At 54.0% G+C, this 18,630-nt stretch carries 16 protein-coding genes; 12 read left to right on the top strand and 4 right to left on the bottom strand.

The genetic code is table 11. From position 1 onward, the window contains the following. Positions 1-173 precede the first annotated feature (173 nt). Together MRY86_RS14565 and MRY86_RS14560 are read left to right on the top strand one after the other, a co-directional pair. Positions 174-797: a hypothetical protein gene (locus tag MRY86_RS14565; RefSeq protein WP_293570321.1), complete on the top strand. Its 624-nt coding sequence runs from the start codon at positions 174-176 to the stop codon at positions 795-797. Continuing rightward, entirely contained in the window at positions 794-1,438 is a 645-nt protein-coding gene (locus MRY86_RS14560; RefSeq protein WP_293570322.1) for a hypothetical protein, read from the top strand. The genes MRY86_RS14565 and MRY86_RS14560 overlap by 4 nt, the downstream gene beginning before the upstream one ends. A 1-nt stretch (position 1,439) precedes the next feature. Here the strand turns inward: MRY86_RS14560 and MRY86_RS14555 are convergent, their stop codons facing one another. Further along, a complete protein-coding gene (locus MRY86_RS14555; RefSeq protein ID WP_293570323.1) occupies positions 1,440-1,817 on the bottom strand; it encodes a helix-turn-helix domain-containing protein in 378 nt (125 codons plus the stop codon). 142 nt (positions 1,818-1,959) lie between these two features. On the opposite strand from MRY86_RS14555, the gene MRY86_RS14550 reads away from it, so the two are divergent. The 9 genes from MRY86_RS14550 to MRY86_RS14510 all read left to right on the top strand — a co-directional run bounded on the left by MRY86_RS14550 (position 1,960) and on the right by MRY86_RS14510 (position 9,322). Continuing rightward, complete coding sequence (locus MRY86_RS14550; RefSeq protein WP_293570324.1) at positions 1,960-2,880, top strand: NmrA family NAD(P)-binding protein; 921 nt, start codon at positions 1,960-1,962, stop codon at positions 2,878-2,880. 4 nt (positions 2,881-2,884) lie between these two features. Continuing rightward, positions 2,885-4,114, top strand: coding sequence for an ABC transporter substrate-binding protein (locus tag MRY86_RS14545; RefSeq protein ID WP_293570325.1), 1,230 nt, complete (start codon positions 2,885-2,887; stop codon positions 4,112-4,114). After that, positions 4,114-4,971, top strand: a complete 858-nt coding sequence (locus tag MRY86_RS14540) for an ABC transporter permease subunit (protein ID WP_293571582.1) — start codon at positions 4,114-4,116, stop codon at positions 4,969-4,971. Before MRY86_RS14545 ends, MRY86_RS14540 begins: the two co-directional genes overlap by 1 nt. Next, on the top strand, positions 4,968-5,735 hold the full coding sequence (locus MRY86_RS14535; RefSeq protein WP_293570327.1) for an ABC transporter permease subunit: 768 nt from the start codon (positions 4,968-4,970) through the stop codon (positions 5,733-5,735). The genes MRY86_RS14540 and MRY86_RS14535 overlap by 4 nt, the downstream gene beginning before the upstream one ends. Before the next feature lie 199 nt (positions 5,736-5,934). After that, positions 5,935-6,669 (top strand): ABC transporter ATP-binding protein, encoded by a 735-nt coding sequence (locus MRY86_RS14530; RefSeq protein ID WP_293570328.1) that lies wholly within the window; start codon positions 5,935-5,937, stop codon positions 6,667-6,669. Continuing rightward, positions 6,666-7,619, top strand: coding sequence for a radical SAM protein (locus MRY86_RS14525; RefSeq protein ID WP_293570329.1), 954 nt, complete (start codon positions 6,666-6,668; stop codon positions 7,617-7,619). Before MRY86_RS14530 ends, MRY86_RS14525 begins: the two co-directional genes overlap by 4 nt. Before the next feature lie 44 nt (positions 7,620-7,663). Continuing rightward, positions 7,664-8,305 (top strand): SDR family oxidoreductase, encoded by a 642-nt coding sequence (locus tag MRY86_RS14520; RefSeq protein WP_293570330.1) that lies wholly within the window; start codon positions 7,664-7,666, stop codon positions 8,303-8,305. Between the two features lie 55 nt (positions 8,306-8,360). Continuing rightward, a complete protein-coding gene (locus tag MRY86_RS14515; RefSeq protein ID WP_293570331.1) occupies positions 8,361-8,864 on the top strand; it encodes a hypothetical protein in 504 nt (167 codons plus the stop codon). Next, positions 8,861-9,322, top strand: a complete 462-nt coding sequence (locus tag MRY86_RS14510; RefSeq protein ID WP_293570332.1) for a hypothetical protein — start codon at positions 8,861-8,863, stop codon at positions 9,320-9,322. The genes MRY86_RS14515 and MRY86_RS14510 overlap by 4 nt, the downstream gene beginning before the upstream one ends. A gap of 73 nt (positions 9,323-9,395) precedes the next feature. Here the strand turns inward: MRY86_RS14510 and MRY86_RS14505 are convergent, their stop codons facing one another. From MRY86_RS14505 to MRY86_RS14495, 3 genes are read right to left on the bottom strand one after another with little or no spacing between them, the layout of a single operon-like run. Next, complete coding sequence (locus MRY86_RS14505; protein WP_293571580.1) at positions 9,396-13,004, bottom strand: T9SS type A sorting domain-containing protein; 3,609 nt, start codon at positions 13,002-13,004, stop codon at positions 9,396-9,398. Positions 13,005-13,011: 7 nt separating this feature from the next. Further along, positions 13,012-15,036, bottom strand: a complete 2,025-nt coding sequence (locus MRY86_RS14500; protein WP_293564053.1) for a DUF1501 domain-containing protein — start codon at positions 15,034-15,036, stop codon at positions 13,012-13,014. Between the two features lie 20 nt (positions 15,037-15,056). Continuing rightward, a complete protein-coding gene (locus MRY86_RS14495; RefSeq protein WP_293564054.1) occupies positions 15,057-16,670 on the bottom strand; it encodes a DUF1800 family protein in 1,614 nt (537 codons plus the stop codon). A 357-nt stretch (positions 16,671-17,027) separates the two neighbouring features. On the opposite strand from MRY86_RS14495, the gene MRY86_RS14490 reads away from it, so the two are divergent. Next, on the top strand, positions 17,028-18,569 hold the full coding sequence (locus tag MRY86_RS14490; protein ID WP_293564056.1) for a hypothetical protein: 1,542 nt from the start codon (positions 17,028-17,030) through the stop codon (positions 18,567-18,569). The last annotated feature ends 61 nt before the right edge of the window (positions 18,570-18,630 follow it).

The following is an 18,630-nucleotide window of genomic DNA, read 5'->3' as shown; positions in this document are numbered from 1 at the left end:
GTTTAGTAGCATGTTGCTCTACCTGGCTTTACTGGGTAGACAGGTTTCACGCAGTCGAGGAGAAAAATCAGACTTCGTTAGAAGTCCCACGTTAGTAACCCCCGGCTAACATCAAAGAAACCGACCTCGTAGAGGTCGCATGTAAGTAATTATTGAAAAATAATACCACCACCATGATCAAAGCAGCCGTCATCGACAACGGCATCGTCGGGCTCCGCGAGAGCTACCTCGATCAGCCGCACGTGCAGTACGATTTCCTGCCCACCCATCAGGCCACCGCGCCGGACTTCAGCCCCTACGACCTGCTCGTCGTGCCCAACGGCACCGATCAGGTGGCCATGTACCGCTGGCGGGAAGCTGTACAACGCTTTCTGAATCAGGGGAAAACCCTCTTTTGCTTCGACGGATGGTTTACCCACTGGCTGCCCGGCAGTCAGTGGGTGGCGGACAACAGCAAAAAGACCATCGATATCCGCTACACCCTGAAAGCCGACCGCTACGGGCTGTTTGAAGGCGTGGACCTCGACCACTTCATCTTCTCCAACGGCATCAGCGGCTGGTGGGCCTGCGGCTACATTCAGCCTGCTCCCCAGGCGGAAGTAGTGGTTGCCGATACCTGGGGGCGCTGCATTATGCTGCTCGATGAGCAGACCACGCCGGGCACGATCTTCGCCACCGCCAGCGGCCCGCTGGGCGATTACGCTTACGGTACCACCGACGATACAGGCTCTATGGAAGGCCTGACCCGGCTGTACCACAATTTACTCACCAAACTCATCAAAACACCAGTATTATGATAGGATTACTCTTCAACGGCGTCTGGTCACAGTACGCTTTCGCGAAAGCGGGAAAATACCAGCACCTGTACCGGCTGCTGTACATTCACGACCTCACGGAAGCCTCCCTGCAGGGCCTCAAAGCCATCGCCGTGCCCTTTCAGTCCAATCAGGCGGCGATTCGGGAGCGCAAAGGCCTCATTTACGACTTCCTGAAACAGGGCGGAAAGGTTTTCGTGGCAGGCGACAGCTCCGCCGACTGGCTCGATGCGCAGTGGGAGGACCGCCCGGTCAATAACTACTGGTGGGTAAAAGACCCTAACAATCCGCCCGTATCCCAAACCGACTACAGCCATCCGGTCTACGAAGGGTTGAGTGCCCGCCACGCCTGCTGGCACACCCACGGCGTATACACCCGCATACCGGAGCACGCCCGCATCGTACAGACCAATGGCAAGGGCGAGGTCATCTCCTGGGAAACGAACCACTACGGCGGAACCCTTTTCGTGACCACCCTCGACCCGATTGTGGAGCACGGTATTCAACAAATTACCCATCTCGATCATTACGTCGACAAGCTCACCGAATGGCTGTGCGGCGTGAAGCCGGTGGGTCGGTTTGAGATGCAGGCGGCGGATTATGGCGTAGCCTGGGAGAATTGAATTAATGGAAAATCAGGTCGTGGTGCAATTCGATATGCTTTTCGCCCCAGTCGAATAGTGCTTTAAGCAGCGGCAGTACGCTTTGGCCATACTCAGTGAGTTGGTATTTGGAAACCCCTTCGCTAGTCTTGTGGACAAGTTCGTGCAGTTCGAGTTCCCGCAAAGATCGGGTGAGCATTTTCTCGGAGATTTCCGGAATGCTGCGCTTGAGCTCGCTGTATCGGGAAGCCCCTTTTGCCAGCTCAGCCACGATCAGCAGTTTCCATTTTCCGCCAAGGACTTCCATAGCGCAGCGGATGCCGCAGTAGTTGAGCGGCCGGCCCTGATCATCGGTGATAGAGAGGTCGACCGGATATTTTGATTTGAATTGTTTTTTCATGACAGGAACGTTTGCAATAAAATTAATAAATCTGACTGGCAGCCCCCCTGTTGTATCACGGACTTTTTTGTCCGTGCGCATCGCTTGTCTGTTGATGCTACTGGCCCTAGCTTGCAGTTTTCAAACCAATCACAACAGCGTTATGAAAACCATAGCATTTTTTGGAGCTACAGGCATGTTAGGGCAGCCGGTAGCCAATGAACTCGCACTACAGGGATTTGAAGTCCGCGCCCTGTTGCGTGACCCTTCCAAGGCAGAAGGGCAATTACATCCTGACATTCGTATCCTAAAAGGCGACTTGAAAGACAAAGCTGCCGTAAACCGCACACTTGAAGGAAGCGACCTGGCCTACATTAGCCTGTCGGTAGACCCCGCCACCGGGCGCAAAGATTATCAGCCAGAGCGGGAAGGCGTACAAGCCCTGCTGCAGGCTGCTGGCAAGCATTCTATCAAGGGGGTCGGTTATTTGTCTTCCCTGGTACAGAGGTACCAAGGCATGCAAGGATTCGACTGGTGGGCATTTGAACTAAAAAACCAAACAGTCCGCCGTATCCGGGAGAGCGGCCTGCCGTATCTGTTGTTCTATCCTTCAACCTTCATGGAAAACTTCGACCAAGGCAATTATCGGCAGGGAAACCGGATCACCCTTGCGGGAAAATCAGAACATCCCATGCATTTCATCGCCGGGCGGGATTATGCCCGACAGGTGAGCCAGGCATTCCGACAGTTTGAGGGCCAAAGCAGGGAATACGTCATACAGGGCCCACAGGCCTACACCGCTGATGAAGCCGCAGCGATTTTCACCCAGTATTTTGAGCGGGAGCAGCTTAGTATTAGCAAGCTGCCTTACGGTTTACTCGGCTTCTTGGGTAATTTTACCAATACCTTTAACTACGGCGCGAAAATCGTAAAGGCATTGAACCGTTACCCGGAAAAATTTGAAGCAGCTGAAACCTGGAATGCGCTGGGCAAGCCGCAGATTACGCTGCGAGCGTATGCTCAGGCTGGTGGGGCAGCTGCATGGAACAAGCCGGCGGCAGTACCGGACCAAAAAACAGAATAATAAAATGATGTCCAGAACAATTACTTTTTGCGTAAGCCTATTGTTGCTATGGCTATTGGCTGGATGCACCGCAGAGCAGGCGGGGGAGCCGGAGCAAAACCTCTCCAAAATGAGCTGGGAAGCCATCGAAGCCGAAGCCAAAGGCGCCACCCTGACTCACATGATGTGGACCGGCGACCCCCTCATCAACGACTACATGCAGAACTACTTGAAGCCGGAGGTGAAGGAGCGCTACGGCATCGAGCTCAACATCGTAAGCGGGCAGGGTTCGACCATCGTACAGACGATGATGGCAGAGCTGCAGGCCGGCAAAACCGAGAGCGAAGTAGATATGATGTGGATCAACGGGGAGACCTTCTATCAGCTGCGGCAGATCAAAGGGCTGCATGGCCCATGGACGGAGCAACTGCCCAATGCGCAGTACATTGATCTGGACAATCCCTTTATTGGCGTCGACTTTCAGCAGCCGGTGGACGGGTACGAATGTCCCTGGGGCAACGTGCAGATGGCCATCATTTACGATACCCTGCGCACGCCCAATCCACCGCAGGACCGGCAGGAGTTGCTGGCTTATGCCAAAAAGCATCCCGGCACCTTTACTATCGACACCCGTTTTACGGGGCTGACCTTCCTCAAAGCCCTGCTGATTGATATTGCGGGCGGGGGGGAGGCGCTGGCTGGCGACTTCGACGAAACCAAATACGGTCAGTACGCCCCGCAGCTGTGGGACTACCTGCGCGAGCTCAAGCCTTACCTTTGGAAGGAAGGGCAGTCCTTCCCGGAAGGCGTAGCGCCCATGCATCAAATGTTTGCCAATGGCGAGCTGCACTTCACCATGAGCAATAACGACTGCGAAGTGGACAACAAAGTACTGCAGGGCGTCTTCCCGGAGAGCGCCCGCGGCTATGTCTGGGAGCCGGGTACCATTCAAAATTCCCATTACCTGGGCATTGTCAAACACTCGGGCAACAAAGCTGCTGCCATGGTGGTCGCTAATTTCATGATCTCTCCGGAGGCGCAGTACCGCAAGATGGACCCCGCCATCTGGGGCGACGGTACCGTGCTCAGCCTCGATAAACTGCCCGATGACTGGGCGGCCAAGTTCCGCAACCTCCCCAACCGGCAGTACGCGCCCGACCGGGAGGCTATTCAGGACAAAGCGCTGATGGAACTGGCACCCGAGTATATGATCCGCCTGGCAGAAGATTTTCGTAAGGAAATCATAGAAGGCTGATGCAGCAGCGGTGGGCAGCTTATGGAGGCAGAAGCCTGTTTGTCCTGCTTTCGGCCGTGCCGATTGTAGCGGGGGTGAGCTATGCCCTGCTCTACAGCCTCGGGCTGACGGGTGTCATGGCAGAAGGCTTCACCCTGGCCCACTGGCAGGAGATACTGGGCGATGCGGCATTCTGGCGCACCCTGGGCTTCAGCTTGTATGTGGCGGCAGTGAGTATCCTGATTGCGCTGGGGTTGTCTCTGGCGCTGGTGCTCCGCTCGCCTCAGGCTTTCACGAAGGGAGAGCTGTCGTTTTTCATCTACCTGCCGCTGAGCATACCGGCGATTGTGATGGCATTTTTCATCTTCCAGCTGCTGGGCAAAGGTGGCTGGCTGTCGCGGGTGTCGCATCAGCTGGGGCTCATCAGCGCGCTGGAGCAGTTTCCGGACTGGGTGAATGACAATTATGGCATCGGCATCATCGTGGCGCATGTGATCATGGCGACGCCCTTTTTTACTATTTTCTTCGCCAATCTGTACGAAAATGAGCGGCTGGGGGAGTACCTCCACCTGGCGGCTACGCTTGGCGCGAAAAAATGGCAGCGCGTCTTCCGGGTGGCGTTACCGGTACTGTTGCGGCGGGGGCTGGCTACGGTGTTTTTGTACTTTATGTTCGTCATGGGCAGCTACGAAATCCCACTGCTGGTCGGCAGCCAATCGGTGCAGATGGTATCGGTGCGGACCATTCAGCGGCTGCAGCGCTACAACCTGGGCGATATCCCGGAAGCCTATGCCATCAGCGTGGCTTACACTGTGCTGGTGGTGGCCCTGCTAAGCGGATTGCTTTGGTACAACCGGAAACAAATGGGCCGCGCATGAGCAGAATGACCAAAGTAGTGCTGATCGGGCTAATCCTGTTTCCCTTTGCTTTTCTGCTGATGCTGTCGGTAGGGCGGCAGTGGCTTTACCCGGCGGTCTTGCCGCAGCAGTGGTCGCTGAGCAACTGGCAGCTGGTACTGGGCGGCAGCGAAGGCTTAGGCAACAGTGTGCTGCTTTCTGTGTTATTATCGCTAAGTGTGGCTACGCTGTCCACGGGGCTGAGTTTTTGGGTGAGCCGGCACATCGCCTACCACCCGAAGCGGGAAGCCTGGCTGAGCCTGGCGTATTTCCCGTACGTCTTCGCGCCGGTCATCCTGGCGGCCTGCCTGCAGTTCTTTTTCATAGTGGCGGGGCTGTACGGGACCTTTTGGGGCGTGCTGCTGGCGCAATTATTCATCACCTTTCCCTACGGTGTGATCTTCTTCAGCAGTTTCTGGAATGAGCGGCTGCGCAGTATGGAAGAACTGGTAAAAACGCTCGGCGGCAGTACCCTTCAGGCTTACGCCAAAGTGCTGGTGCCGGTGGCAAGAGGTGCGCTGATGACCTGCTTTTTTCAGCTGTTTCTCATCTCCTGGTTCGAGTACGGGCTCACCAATCTGATCGGGGTGGGGAAGGTGCCAACGCTGACGCTGCGGGTCTTTCAGTACGTCAATGAAGCCAACATCTTCCTGGCGGCCCTGGCTAGCTGCCTGCTGATATTACCACCGGTGGCGCTATTGTGGCTGAACCGGGCGGTGGTCTTCCGGGAACGTATCGCGCCCTAGGTGCGAAACGTGGGTAGAACAAAATGCATATGCATATCGCGCCGTAGGTGCGAAATGTAGGTAAACGCGCCTTTAGGTGCGAAACGTGGGTAGAACAAAATGCACATGCATATCGCGCCGTAGGTGCGAAATGTAGGTAAAACAAAATGCAAAAAGCATATCGCGCCTTTAGGTGCGAAACATGGGTAAACAACAGCAAATGCTGAACATAAAAAACATCAACAAAAAATACAAAGGAGAAGCCGTCCTGCAAGACCTCAGCTTCACCCTGAGGGCGCACGAAATGCTCAGCATCCTCGGGCGCTCCGGCAGCGGCAAAACCACCCTGCTCAAGGTGCTGGCAGGCCTGGAAACCGCCGACCGCGGCCAGCTGCTGCTCGACGCACAGGACCTGTCGCCCGTGCCCGCCAATCAGCGGGGGATTGTGTACCTTTATCAGGAGGCGCTCCTGTTCCCGCACCTGAACGTGTTTGAGAACATCGCCTTCGGGCTGCGGCTGCGGCACCGCCCGGAAACCGAAATCAAGAAAAAAGTAAACGCACTGCTGGAACGGCTCGAACTGCCGGAGCAAGCCCGCAAAATGCCTGAACAACTGTCGGGTGGGCAGCGGCAGCGCGTAGCCTTCGGGCGGGCGCTGATCATCGAGCCGCGGGTGCTGCTGCTGGACGAGCCCTTCGGGGCCCTCGATACAGAGACCCGCCGCAGCATGCAGCAACTGCTTAAGCGGGTGGCTAAAGACCTCGGCCTGACCGCCATCTTCGTCACCCACGACCTGAAGGAAGCCATGCTCATGGGCGACCGTCTCGGCATGATGCAAGGCGGACAATTAAAAATATACGGCAGCCGCGCCGAATTTATCGCGGACGAATCCACCGGTGCCCGGGAAGAGGCCCGGTTTTGGACAGATCTCCATGATTTAAAACTGACAAAATGAAAGTAGACTTCAATCATTGCGAATCTTTATACTGGGTCTTTACCCAATTGTGCAACGACGAGTGCGACCATTGTTACAACGATTCCGGCCCCTACGGTGCCCGCATCAGCGAGGAAGAGTGCATGATGATCATCGATAACCTGCCGGAGCGCATCGACCGTATCATCCTTTCCGGTGGAGAGCCTATTGCGGACCGAAAAAAGCTGTACAACATCCTGGATGCTTTGCGCGAACGCTACACCGATCAGGGCACCCAAATCATGCTGCAAACCAACGGCGACCTGCTGACCGAAGAAATCCTGGACATCCTCATCGAAAAGGGCGTAACCCGCTTCGACATCGCGAGCATCGACCGTTTCCACAAAAAGGCCGGCGCCCGGCTGATGGAGTTGGCTGAGCTGTTCGAATCCCGGGGCGTCAACGGGGAGGACAAAGACCCGCTGGTGGATAAACAAAACTACCTGCACGGCCATCCGCTGAGCTGGGGTGCCTGGGGCGCTACCGATGACATGTGGCTGGGCGGTAACTGGGCCCGTGGCCGTGCAATGGAAAAAGACATCTGGAAGCGCGACCCGGAGCACAATTTCTGCACCATCCTCTCCGGTGCCCGCAACTTCCTGGGCGGCTACGAGGATATCCCGCAGGAAATCAGCATTCAGCTGTGGCGGATCAACCCCTGTTGCCCGGGAACGAAATTCCCCATGGGCGATGCCCGGAAGGAAAAAGTAGCCGATGTGCTGGCGCGCATGGCAGAGCACCCCGTTTTCAAAAAGCTTAACGAAGGCGACCCCTGGCGCATGGGCGAACACCTGGGCGTAACAGAGGCCGAAGCCAAAGCTCGTACCCGGGAGCTGGAAAACATCTGTCTGTACTGCGATGCCTTCTTCAATGACCACCTTCAGGATATGAACCCGGATACCTTCGTGGAGTTGCCGGTGGTAAAAGTGTAAACGAACATCTGCTGCTCGCCTGCCTTTCACCATTAAAAGCAATTATGAAAGTACTTATTATTGGAGCGAACGGGCAAATCGGCACACAGCTGGTAGATAAACTTAAAGACAGCCAACACGAGCCGGTGCCCATGGTGCGGAAAGAAGAAGATGTGAATACCTTTAAAGAAAAGGGGACGAATCCGGTACTAGCCGATCTGGAAAAAGACATTGGACACGCCTTTCAGGGTATAGACGCTGTGGTGTTTACTGCAGGCTCTGGTGCCGATACCGGGGAGGAAAAAACCGAACTGGTAGACAAGAAGGGTGCCGTCAAAGCCATTAACGAAGCCAAGTCCAAAGGCATCGACCGGTTCGTTATGGTCAGCGCCTTCGGTGCCGACTTTGAGCCGAAGGAATGGCCCGACTCCATGAAGCACTACTACGAAGCCAAGGCTGCCGCCGACAACCACCTCATATCCTCCGGGCTGAACTACACCATCCTCAAGCCGGGTCGCCTGACCAACGACAGCGGGAAGGGCAAGGTAGACATCGGCGAGCGTACGCAGGAGCGCATGGGTGAAATCCCCCGCGAAGATGTGGCTACCACCATACGGGAAATACTGGACCGCCCGAATACCTATCGGGGCTCTTATGAGATGCTGGAGGGAGAGCAGCCGATTGAGCAGGCGGTGGAGCGGATTTAGGGGCTTGCAGAGATTTTGGAAAAGTCCTTATCTTCGTGAAAAGTAATCAACGTTGATGCGGTACTTCAATACTTCAGGTCCGAATAACCCTCAACAACATTTCACTGTAGAAAGGAAAGCGACTATTCAAAAAGTCAGCACTATCACCGCTAATCAACCGGGTCTGGTTAATGGCTTCGCAGCTAAATTGGTGGAGTTTTTTCCGGATCGCCCGGTATTGGATGAGGCTGCTTATTTGGAGGTGGAAGATTGGTATCTCACCGAATCGATAGACAAGAACTTTGAAAATATTCACAACAAGGCAAAAGAAGAGCGCAGGCTTGTAGAGCGTTTACTATTTACTGAGGATAAAATCCCATTTAAAATTGACCGGCCGAGTATTAAGTACTTACACACTAACGGCTTGATAAGAAAAGATGAAGACGGATTCGTAACCTTTTGGGTGCCTTTTTACAAAAAGCGCCTGTACGATGCCTTCTATCCCTACACCAACGGGGAGCAAAAGCGTATCACCCGATCCATTATGCCCCGGAGTACTTCACCCCGGAGGGCGGATTGAACTTTGAAAAGCTAATCGCTGCCTACAAGGCCTACGTCAAACGCCGTGGTTTTGCCCCTTTCCGGGAAAAAGATGCCGACGGCAACTATAAATCCATCCGGGAAGCGGCATTGATTTACAGTTTTGAGACCTACATTCATGCTATCGTCGAGGAGCTGGGCGGTAAAATTTACCGGGAAGCCGATACCGGGCTTGGTAAAAGCGATATGATCATCAATATCCGGGGGCAGGAATTTGTCATTGAGACGAAGGTCTACTACAGCCCCGGAAAGTTTGAATCCGGCAAACGGCAGTTGGCCTACTACTTTCAAAGCCTCGGCCTCACTACCGGGCTGTACCTCGTCTTTTGCCCCAATAATATTGCCTACCCGGACATTGTGCGCGAGGGGCAGGAAGACTTTGACGGCACGACCATTCAGGCTTACATTATCCCGTACGATGAGGAGCGCTGGGATTGATTTATAATGAAAAACGGACCGCATATTGCTATACGGTCCGGGGGTTCAGTTGAAATAAGGGGGAGTAATCTCTTTACTGATCATTAACCTTTACCAGTCGTATCGTTCGGTCCCGGCCGCCATCGTTCAGGTGAAGGAAGTAGTAGCCGTTGGGCAAGTGGCTGAGGTTCAGGGACTCTTGTAGTGCCGCACTGTTGGTTTGAGGATAAATACGGGTCAACCGGACTTTTCCAATGACATCGACCACGGTTAGGGTACATGAAGCGCCGTTTTTGATATCCGCATTGACCGTTACCACATCATAAACGGGGTTCGGAAAAGCCTGGAATTGAACATCGGAAATTACAGGCGCTTCCTGCATTGGGCTAACTGCTGCAATCTGGCTTGTCGGCTCCGGCGTGTCAGGCGTGGTCAACGCCAGGTTCGGAATCGTAGCATTGGTGTTATTGAAGGCAACGAAAGCAACGGATTCGTCCATATGCCAGCGCTCGCTATCTGAAATCTGGTCTTCATCTACCGATAAGTCAAAAGCATGGTTGCCGAAAGGCGCTGCGCCGTAGAGGACCGGCCAGTGCCCGTCGCCTCCTTTAATGCCCGCTACACTGAGGACGGCTCCATTGGGGGCAGGTACGGAAGTGTTATAAGTGTCTCCGGCGTTTTGTCCACCGATGATTGCCGCTCCTACTCCAGCCTCAAGCATAATACCGCTAAGGTTGTACTGCCCGGCTTCCATAAGGATGTAGCCGATGGTCTCCACTGCCCGGTCCGTGATGGTATCGGCAGCGACATGCTTACCCAATGCATAATTGTCAGGTTCAGCTGGGTTGCTGGAATGGTTGCCCCTTGATGCCCAGAATACCGACCAACGGGTATCGTTTTCACTCATGACCTGCCCCAGCAGTACCGGCTGTGTATATTGCTGTTCCATTTCGCGCTCCTCTTTGGCTGACCACCAATTGCCGGAATGGGCGGTTTCCAGTGCGCTCGCGAACCCGGCTTCCATCGTAACGCCATCGTGCGCAGCCTGGTACTTGCCGGCCTGCACTGCCACAAAGTGGACATCGTAGAGGCTGTCGGTAGTGCCGCCTGGGTTCTGGACTTTCAGCTCAAAGGTGTTTCCGCTGGCGTTGCGTACCCGGGGTACGACAGGGGCGTAATCATAACCAGGTAGTTGTACGGTGGCGACTACGACCATATCCTCAAAACTCCGGTTGAGGGTAACCGTCTGCCAGGTATCTGAAACGCCAGTGATTAAGCCCGTTTCTATTGGCATCGTGGTGGCATCGCCTACATTTGGGTCGCAGGCATCAGGAATGCCATCGTTATCGGTGTCGATATTGTCATCTCCATTTTCGCAAATGTCATCCCAGTTGCAGACGCCATCGCCATCGCTGTCCATAGGGATGCCTGTACAGCCGCAGCCCTCAGTGTATACATCGAGGATCGTACAGGCAATGCCGTCGTCACAGGGCCGGCCAATCAGGTTGTCGTTACAGTCGTCGCAGGCATCGGGTAGGCCATCTTCATCTTCGTCAGCCAGATCGTCAAAGCCGGGGCACACATCTTCCGCATCGCAAATACCATCCATATCAGCATCGTATCGGCAAATGCGGTCTTCGAAGGCGAGGTAGGCAATCTGTTCGGTGGTATGTCCCCGCTCTGTATCATGGATTTGATCTTCATCGGCTACCATTCGGATCAGGCCGGGCTCTATGGGCTGTTCTCCAAAGAGGACCGGCCAATAGCCGTTGCCACCGTCCATGCCAGCAGCACTCAGCACCGCGCCCCGGATTTCAGGATTGTTCAGGTCATAGGTGTAGCCATTGTTGTTGGGGCCACGGACGATGTCACTGCCCAGCCCGGCTTCCAGTATCCGGTTGCGGACCTGATAGGAACCGGCTTCGATGATGAGGAAGCCGATCATTTCATCTGTTCGGGTGGTGTGGTAATCTTCTCCTTTGTGTTTGCCGGCGGACAGGTTATTCATTTCCGGAGGATGGGCGGAATGATTGCCCCTGGAGGACCAGAATACGGACCAGGCATCATTCTCGCTCGTCATCACCTGTCCCAGCACGACCGGATTTTCATAATACTGCCGGAAAGTCCGTTGCTCCCGGTTACTCCACCAGTTGGAAGCATCCGCTGTTTTCGTGGCGGGCTCCAGACGGGCTTCCATTTTGATGCCGTCGTGCTTAGTAGCGTAAGTACCAGCTTCCGCCACTACGTAGTAAACAGCATAGGAGGCAGGAGTCGTCCCTCCAGGGTTCTGAATCCTTAGCTCAAAACTGTTGCCCTGTGCATTCCGGATGCGGGTAACCACCGGCAAGTCGGTTTTCTGTATCAGGTGCGCGGTGGCAATGACTACCATAGAATCGTAAGTTTCGGTCAGGGTAATCGTCTGCCAGTTTTCCGTTACAGAAGGGGCGATGCCGGTTTCCAGGGGGAAATCAGCAGCAGTGCCTACGTGCGGGTCGCAAAGGTCAGGAATCTGATCTCCATCTTCATCAATCACCCGGCCACCGCAATTGCAGTCCCGGTCCAATACATCATCAAGGGTACAGGGATCGCCGTCATCACAAGGGGTGCCACTGTCGGCACAGCCATCACAAATGGAAACCACCATCCGGTCGAGGTTCGGGCCCCAGCCGTCTACCGGTCGCAGCGTGACTTCATGCATACCGGCTGATAAAGTCTGTGGAAGTGTTATTTCCTGCCAGTCTTCCCAATCGGCGGTTTCCGGGAACGAAAGAGCGGGGACAACGACTTCTCCATCTATGGCTAGCTGCAGGAACCGGTCGCGGTTGTTGGACGTGTACCGGAAGGTGAATTGGTATTCCCCAGTGGTACTGGTCTCGATTGGGAGGAGGATAAACTCAGCAGTATCGTTGGTGTAGTCGACAAACCCATCTCCGTAGAAATGCGGAATATGGTTGCGCACAGTAATATTGCCCTCCAGGAAACTTTCTGCTTCATAAGCCAGATTTCTGCAGGGATCTATGCCATCAGGTATGCCATCTCCATCCGAATCGAGTGCGACGCCTTTACAATTACAGTTATTGTCGAATTGGTCGTTGACGGTGTACACGTTTTGGTCATCGCACGCTGCTCCTGCACCGGGGCAGTCGCAGGCCAGGCTTCCTGTGCCCGATAAGACCGGCCAGGAGGAGATATGCAATGCTGCCGTACCATTATTAGCCTGCAGGCTGTTGAAAGCGGTGTGGCTTGCATCAAAGCTGATTGCCGGGGCGCTCCCCTGCTGTTTGACGTCAAAGCAAACCGTACCAATGGTGACTGAAGGAGCTTCGTCCATCTCCACACAGGGTGGCATGGCAGCGTTGAGCAGTAAGGTAAGGCTGAATTGGCCGGGGTGGGAATAGGCATCGTATTCGTGAGCGGACCAGGGGCTCATCGTACCATCCAGGCAGTCTTGTCCTCCGTTGTAAGCCAGAGGCTCATAGCTGTGGAAAGCCAGCGCTTCTGCATTATAAGTCATCAGTAGGGAAGAGGTGCCCATCCTGACCGGCGCTCCGCTATCGGATGCCAGGATAATATCGGTGCAATACCGGTAAAGGTTACAGTCTTTAGAAGCTTCGAGCTTCAGGGCAATACTTTGGGCAAGGAGCTGGCCACTGGTGAAAAGACTGAATACCAGCGGCAAAATATAGGTGATCGTTCTTTTCATCGTTCGGTTATTTTAATTGGCCCAGTTTGCTGCGGTTGCCGCGCCAGAGCTGGAAATCATTGGCATCAATCTGACCATCAGCATTCAGGTCATGGTTGTCGTAATGGGCGGGCTGTCCCTGTTGGGTTGTCCAGAGATTGTAGTCCTGATTGTTGATGACGTGATTGTGGTCGGCATCGCCACTGCGCATGGCCCATACCTGTCCGGTGATTTTGAGCTGCCGGTCACCGAGGGCTCGGTTTTCGCTAGTTGTGAAATCATACTGGAAGTTCGGGCTGTCTGTGGGAATAGGCTCGGCAGAAACCACCGCAAGATGGTTGCGGTGGAAAACAGCCAGGTGATAGGTGCCGTCGGGGACTTCGTCGAAGGAGATGCCTGGCGTACCGTTGGTTCCCATCAACTGCCCATCGGCGCGAAGGAGGAAAGCCTTCCGTGCTACGGTATAGGCCAGGTTATTGGCGCTGCGCAACTCAACCAGCACCCAGTCAACGGTATCTTCCGGCCAGGTTATTACGGTTTCGGTGCCTTCATAGTTAAAGGGAGCAGCGCTGTAGGGCTGAGTGGATGGCAATGCATTCTGATCCAGCAGTTGGGTATGCATTTGCTGTAGCTGCGGATCGTAGAAGCCTTCGAGGAAAAGGCGCACTCGTATGCAGGCGCAGGTCACCGGTGGCTGCGGACTATAGTAGCAGGAGTCAGGCACCAGATTGCTTTCATTGATCAAATTGGGCCGGTTGGAAATGTATTCCTGCCGCTTGAAGGTGCTGCTAAGTGAATCGTCATTGGCTCCAAGCCAGTCCTGAAGCACAGTAGAGAACACCTGCCTGTAGTCGTACTGAATCTGTTCGGGATTAGGCGCACCGGGATTGTCCTGATCGCTAAGGTTGATATTGTTGCCGATTACGCCACCGTCCACGCCCCGGCCGATGAGGAACATGGAACTAAGGGTACCGTGGTCGGTGCCTCGGCTGCCGTTTTGAATGATTTTGCGGCCAAATTCTGAGAAAATCACAGTCAGCACCTTGTTGTCGAGGCCCATGTTTTGGATATCTTCCTGGAACGCCGCTACGGATTCGCTCAGGTCACCGAGGAGGTTGGCGTGCGTGCCCTCTGTATTATTGTTGTACTGCACCATGTTATTGTGGTTGTCCCAGCCACCTTTGCTGGCCATATAGATTTTGGTGCGGCTGCCCCCAGCCATCATCCGGGCAATGGTTTTGAGCTGATTGCCCAGGGAGCTGTTGGGGTAGTCTGCCGAATTGGTGCCGTTGTTGAAGGTGTCTGAAATCCGGGAGGCGTAGACATTCACGCTGTTACTGATGGTCTGTATGTGGTTCAGTATGCCGCCGTGGTCTGTATCGGGAATGTCCATAATGGGTGCCCCGCCCAGGGAGGAAATCATGATGTAAAACCCGGAAGGATCCTGCCCGGAGAGGTTGATCTCCAGGCGGTGCTCAGCGGCAGAGTGGAAGCCGGTAGAGATGGTATTGCCAAATAGGAGGGCCAGGGGGTCCGGCTCACCGTCAAAGGGCGTACCGTTGTAGCCCGGGTAGCGATCTTCCAGGAACCGGGCCATCCAGCCGCTTTTTTCATTTTGCAGTGCGCCACCGCTGCCGGTCAGCCAGTTCTCTGTGGATTTGAAGTGGGAACGGTTGGGCTGATCATAGCCAACCCCCTGTACCATCGTCAGTAAGCCATCATCGTACAGGTTTTTAAAGGCCGAAAGGCGGGGGTGAAGCCCCAGAGCCTGATCGTCGCTGAGGCTGTCGTCCAGGGTGATCAGGCTTTGTTCCGGCAAGTGAATGGAGGGGCGGAATTGAGTATAGGCTGAAAATTGGGACAGGGGCACGGCTGTGTTGAAGATATCATTGGCACCGTTGAGGAATATGATGACGACACTGCGGTCAGTCACTTCACAGGGGTTCGGCAGAAAGGGCGTGGTCGAGGCGATTCCGCTCAGGGGCATCGCACCGGCCAGGAGAGGGTACATGCCCAGTGCTGCCGATTGTTGAAGGAAATTTCTTCTGTTCATGATTTCGGTGTTGGTCGGTTTTAGAAAGATTGGAATTCCGGTGAGCCCACGACGGCTTCAAAGAGGTCGGTGAGGGCCACTTTGACGGATTCTTCGTTGCCAGACTGCAGATAGCCCTGCCATTCAAACATCCAGTTGATGGGGCTGAGGTCGCCCAGCAGTTTTTGTAAGAAATAGTCAAACCGTTGGCCTTGTGGCATTTCGGGCAGCGTTAGCTCTAAAAATTGCCGGACCAGTTCCCCGGCATACTCCTGATTGGCGAAATTGTCCCGGAAGAAAGGGACGAGGTCGACCTGAAACGGAATATCCCGGTTGTTCTGAACCGTCTTGCCTTCCAGTAGCGCATAGGGCAGCCGAAACCGGTAGGCGATGGTGGACTGATCAAACCAGAATTTACTGTAATTGGGCGCTTTAAAGAAACCCGGATAGCCTTCTACAGAGAGGGGATAGAAGGTGAAACCGATGTGCTCCAGGTGGTTGTACAAAAAGCGCTGAGCGGTGGTGTCGTAATGCTCCACGTTTTCATTGAGCACTCCCATTTTATTGGCATCAAAGAGGTTGATGGCGCCGAGGACATAATCCAGCGGGCTTTTCAGTTTGCCACCGATCACTTCATCCTTTGCATTGCTATCATCTTCATCGTAGAAATGACGGCTGCAAAGTAGGGTTTTTAAGGTGTTTTCGATATGATAACCCTCATTGTAGAGTTGGTCTGCCAGTGGCGCTATGATGTCCTGCTCAGCTTCCTCATTGATGGTATCCTTTACAAAAAAGTGGTAGAGTCGGCGTACGTAAGCCCGTGCGGTCTCCGGTTGGTTGAAGACCATGTCCACGAAGTCCTGCAACTCCCGGAACATATCCGCCTCATCGGTTGCCCCGGTGATGGTTTGATTCCCAAAAGCAGCGGAAAAGGTTTTGAAGCCAGGGTGGTGGCGGTTGTAGATGGCCCGCCCGGTAGCCAGCCCCGTTTCCGGGTCTTTATTTTCGAAGCCTTCATCATCGAAACCGGTGAGGACACGGGCAGCCTGCTTGATATCTTCTTCAGTGTAGTTGGTGTAATCGCCGGTACCCTGCACAGGCCCTTTAAGGATGGTGAAAAGCTCCAGGAACTCCCGGGCGTAATTTTCGTTAGGGCTGTCGCGCCGGTTGTTGTTGTTATTGAGGTAGCGCAGCATTTTATTGTCGAGGGTGACCTTGTACGCCAGCGTTTTTACATTGCCTGTGGCGTACATTTGGAACAGCCTGAACAGGTCAAATTCAGACCAGTCGCGGTCCTGCTCTGTTACGAAAATACTGTGCCAGAACAGTGCCATTTTATGCCGCACTGATGGGTCATGGAGCATTTCATTAGCCACCCAAAGCCATACAGCACGCCGCTTTCTACCCATAAAGGTATCCGGTCCACTACTGTAGGGGCCTGTGGTTAGCCAGGGCGTTGTGCTGTCCATCCAGTTGATAGGCCCTTCGGGATGCACGAGGGGAGGGATAGCCAGGAGGGTTTCTACTGCTTCCGTTGCGGTCATGCTGGCAAAGGCGTTAATCCGCGCTTTGGAACTCGCAAAGGACGCCCGCCGGAGCAAATGGGCAGCAAGCCTGTTACCGAGAAGCCCCGGCCTGGGACTTAGATTCGCCATAGTTCAAATGGTTGTATAAGTATATAAATATGCTATCGTATTCATTGCATTGAAAAGGTCCCCCAACACGGGAATGGTCACAGTATAGATAGATACTGCGGGAGATGCCTGTAGAAGTAGGTTCAGGCATAACCCTCTCAACCGTATGATGGCAGAACTGTAAATAATTTTTGTAGTAGGATTGCGAAGTGCTTGCTTAACGCAGGTTGTTGAGCTTTTGGCAGGACGTGCTGAAGGGAAATAAAAGTCCGTTACCCCTTTCCATGTCAATATTAATGATATTTGAGTTTTTATTCAATTATCCCCGGAGGTTTTTCAGAATTAATTAATGCTTAGCTTTGTGAAAAAAAGGGTGTTATGTTCAGAAAGTCTGTTTTTTTGCTGTTCGCTATTGCTGCTTTCTTGGGGTGCGATACGGATGAACAAGCTGCTGCTGCTTATCAGCTCGGTGAGGTAGATATGAAGGTGACCGGGGCTCCTGAAGCTCTGCCGCACTTCGAAAAGGGGCTGCTGTTGCTGCATAGCTTCGAATACGAAGATGCCCGTGCGGCTTTTCAGAAAGCACAGGAAGCGGATGAGGATTTTGCGATGGCCTACTGGGGCGAAGCGATGACCTACAATCAGCCGATTTGGCACCGGCAACAAGCGGAAAAAGGGCGAAGTGCGATGGAACGGCTGGGCAAAAACCTGGATAAGCGACTGGCTAAAGCAGGGACTGACCTGGAAAAGGACCTGATCCGTTCCCTGAATGTGCTGTATGGAGAAGGGGAGAAGGCGGACCGCGATCAGGCTTACGCTGAATTTATGAGCGAACTGTACGAAAAGTACCCGGGGCAGCAGGAAGTGGCTGCATTTTACGCGTTGTCCCTGCTGGGCAGTGTGCAGGCTGGCCGGGATAAGGCGGTCTTTGAGAAAGGCGCCGGTATTGCGCAGAGCATTATCCGCGAAAACCCATCTCACCCGGGTGCGCTGCACTACCTTATTCATTCCTACGATGATCCGGCTCACGCCCGTCTGGCACTTGATGCCGCCAATAGCTATTCCAAGGTTGCCCCCGATGCTGCACACGCCCTGCATATGCCTTCTCATATTTATGTAGCAATGGGCATGTGGGACGAAGTTATTACCTCGAATATTGCCTCCTACGACGCGAGCGTGGAGCGTATGAAAGCAAAGGGGCTGGACAACGATGCCCGGAGTTACCATGCGTTCCACTGGTTGCAGTATGGTTATTTGCAAAAGGGGAATTTTGATAAAGCAGAAGAAATCCTGACGGAAATGGTTGGCTATACAACAGAGTTGCCTTCGGTTACGGCCCGGTCGTACCTGATTCGCATGCTGGGCAACTTTCTGGTAGAGACAGGCAATTGGGACCACCCGCTGGCCGCAACCGAAGTGGAACTGAACGACCTGAATGTTAGCCATCAGGCGGTCGGGTATTTTCTGAAGGGGTATCAGGCTTACCGGCAGAACGATGAAATGCTGTTGGCTGGCTTCATTGACACACTGGCGGACAAGCGGCAGCAGGCAACCATTATTATGGCTACCGGGGGAGCTCCTATGTGCAGCACGAGCAGCGCCTGGGGCAGTGCCAATAAAGTGGAGGTCAAACAGGCTGAGGTGATGGAGCTGGAGCTGAAGGCATTGCTTTGGCGTCTGAGGGGAGATGAGAAGAAAGCTGAAAAGTATATGGTCAGAGCGGTCAATACGCAGCACAATATTGACTACAGCTACGGACCACCGGAGATTGTATACCCCGCTTACGAATTTTTTGCCGATTACCTGATGGAGAAGAAATCCTATGCTAAAGCGCTGAAAATGTACGAAATGGCTCAGGAAAGAGGACCCGGCCGCGCGCTGGCCGTCAATGGCGCACAAAAAGCTAAGGCTGCCTTGTAAAAAAAAACAGCCGCCCACATCACGAATGATGCAGACGACCGGTTGGGGGGAATCAGTTCTT

It is taken from the genome of Phaeodactylibacter sp., assembly GCF_022763345.1.
Taxonomy (GTDB): Bacteria; Bacteroidota; Bacteroidia; order Chitinophagales; family Saprospiraceae; genus Phaeodactylibacter.
The sequence above is the reverse complement of the archived record's forward strand: the minus strand, read 5'-3'. Positions and strand labels throughout refer to the sequence as shown.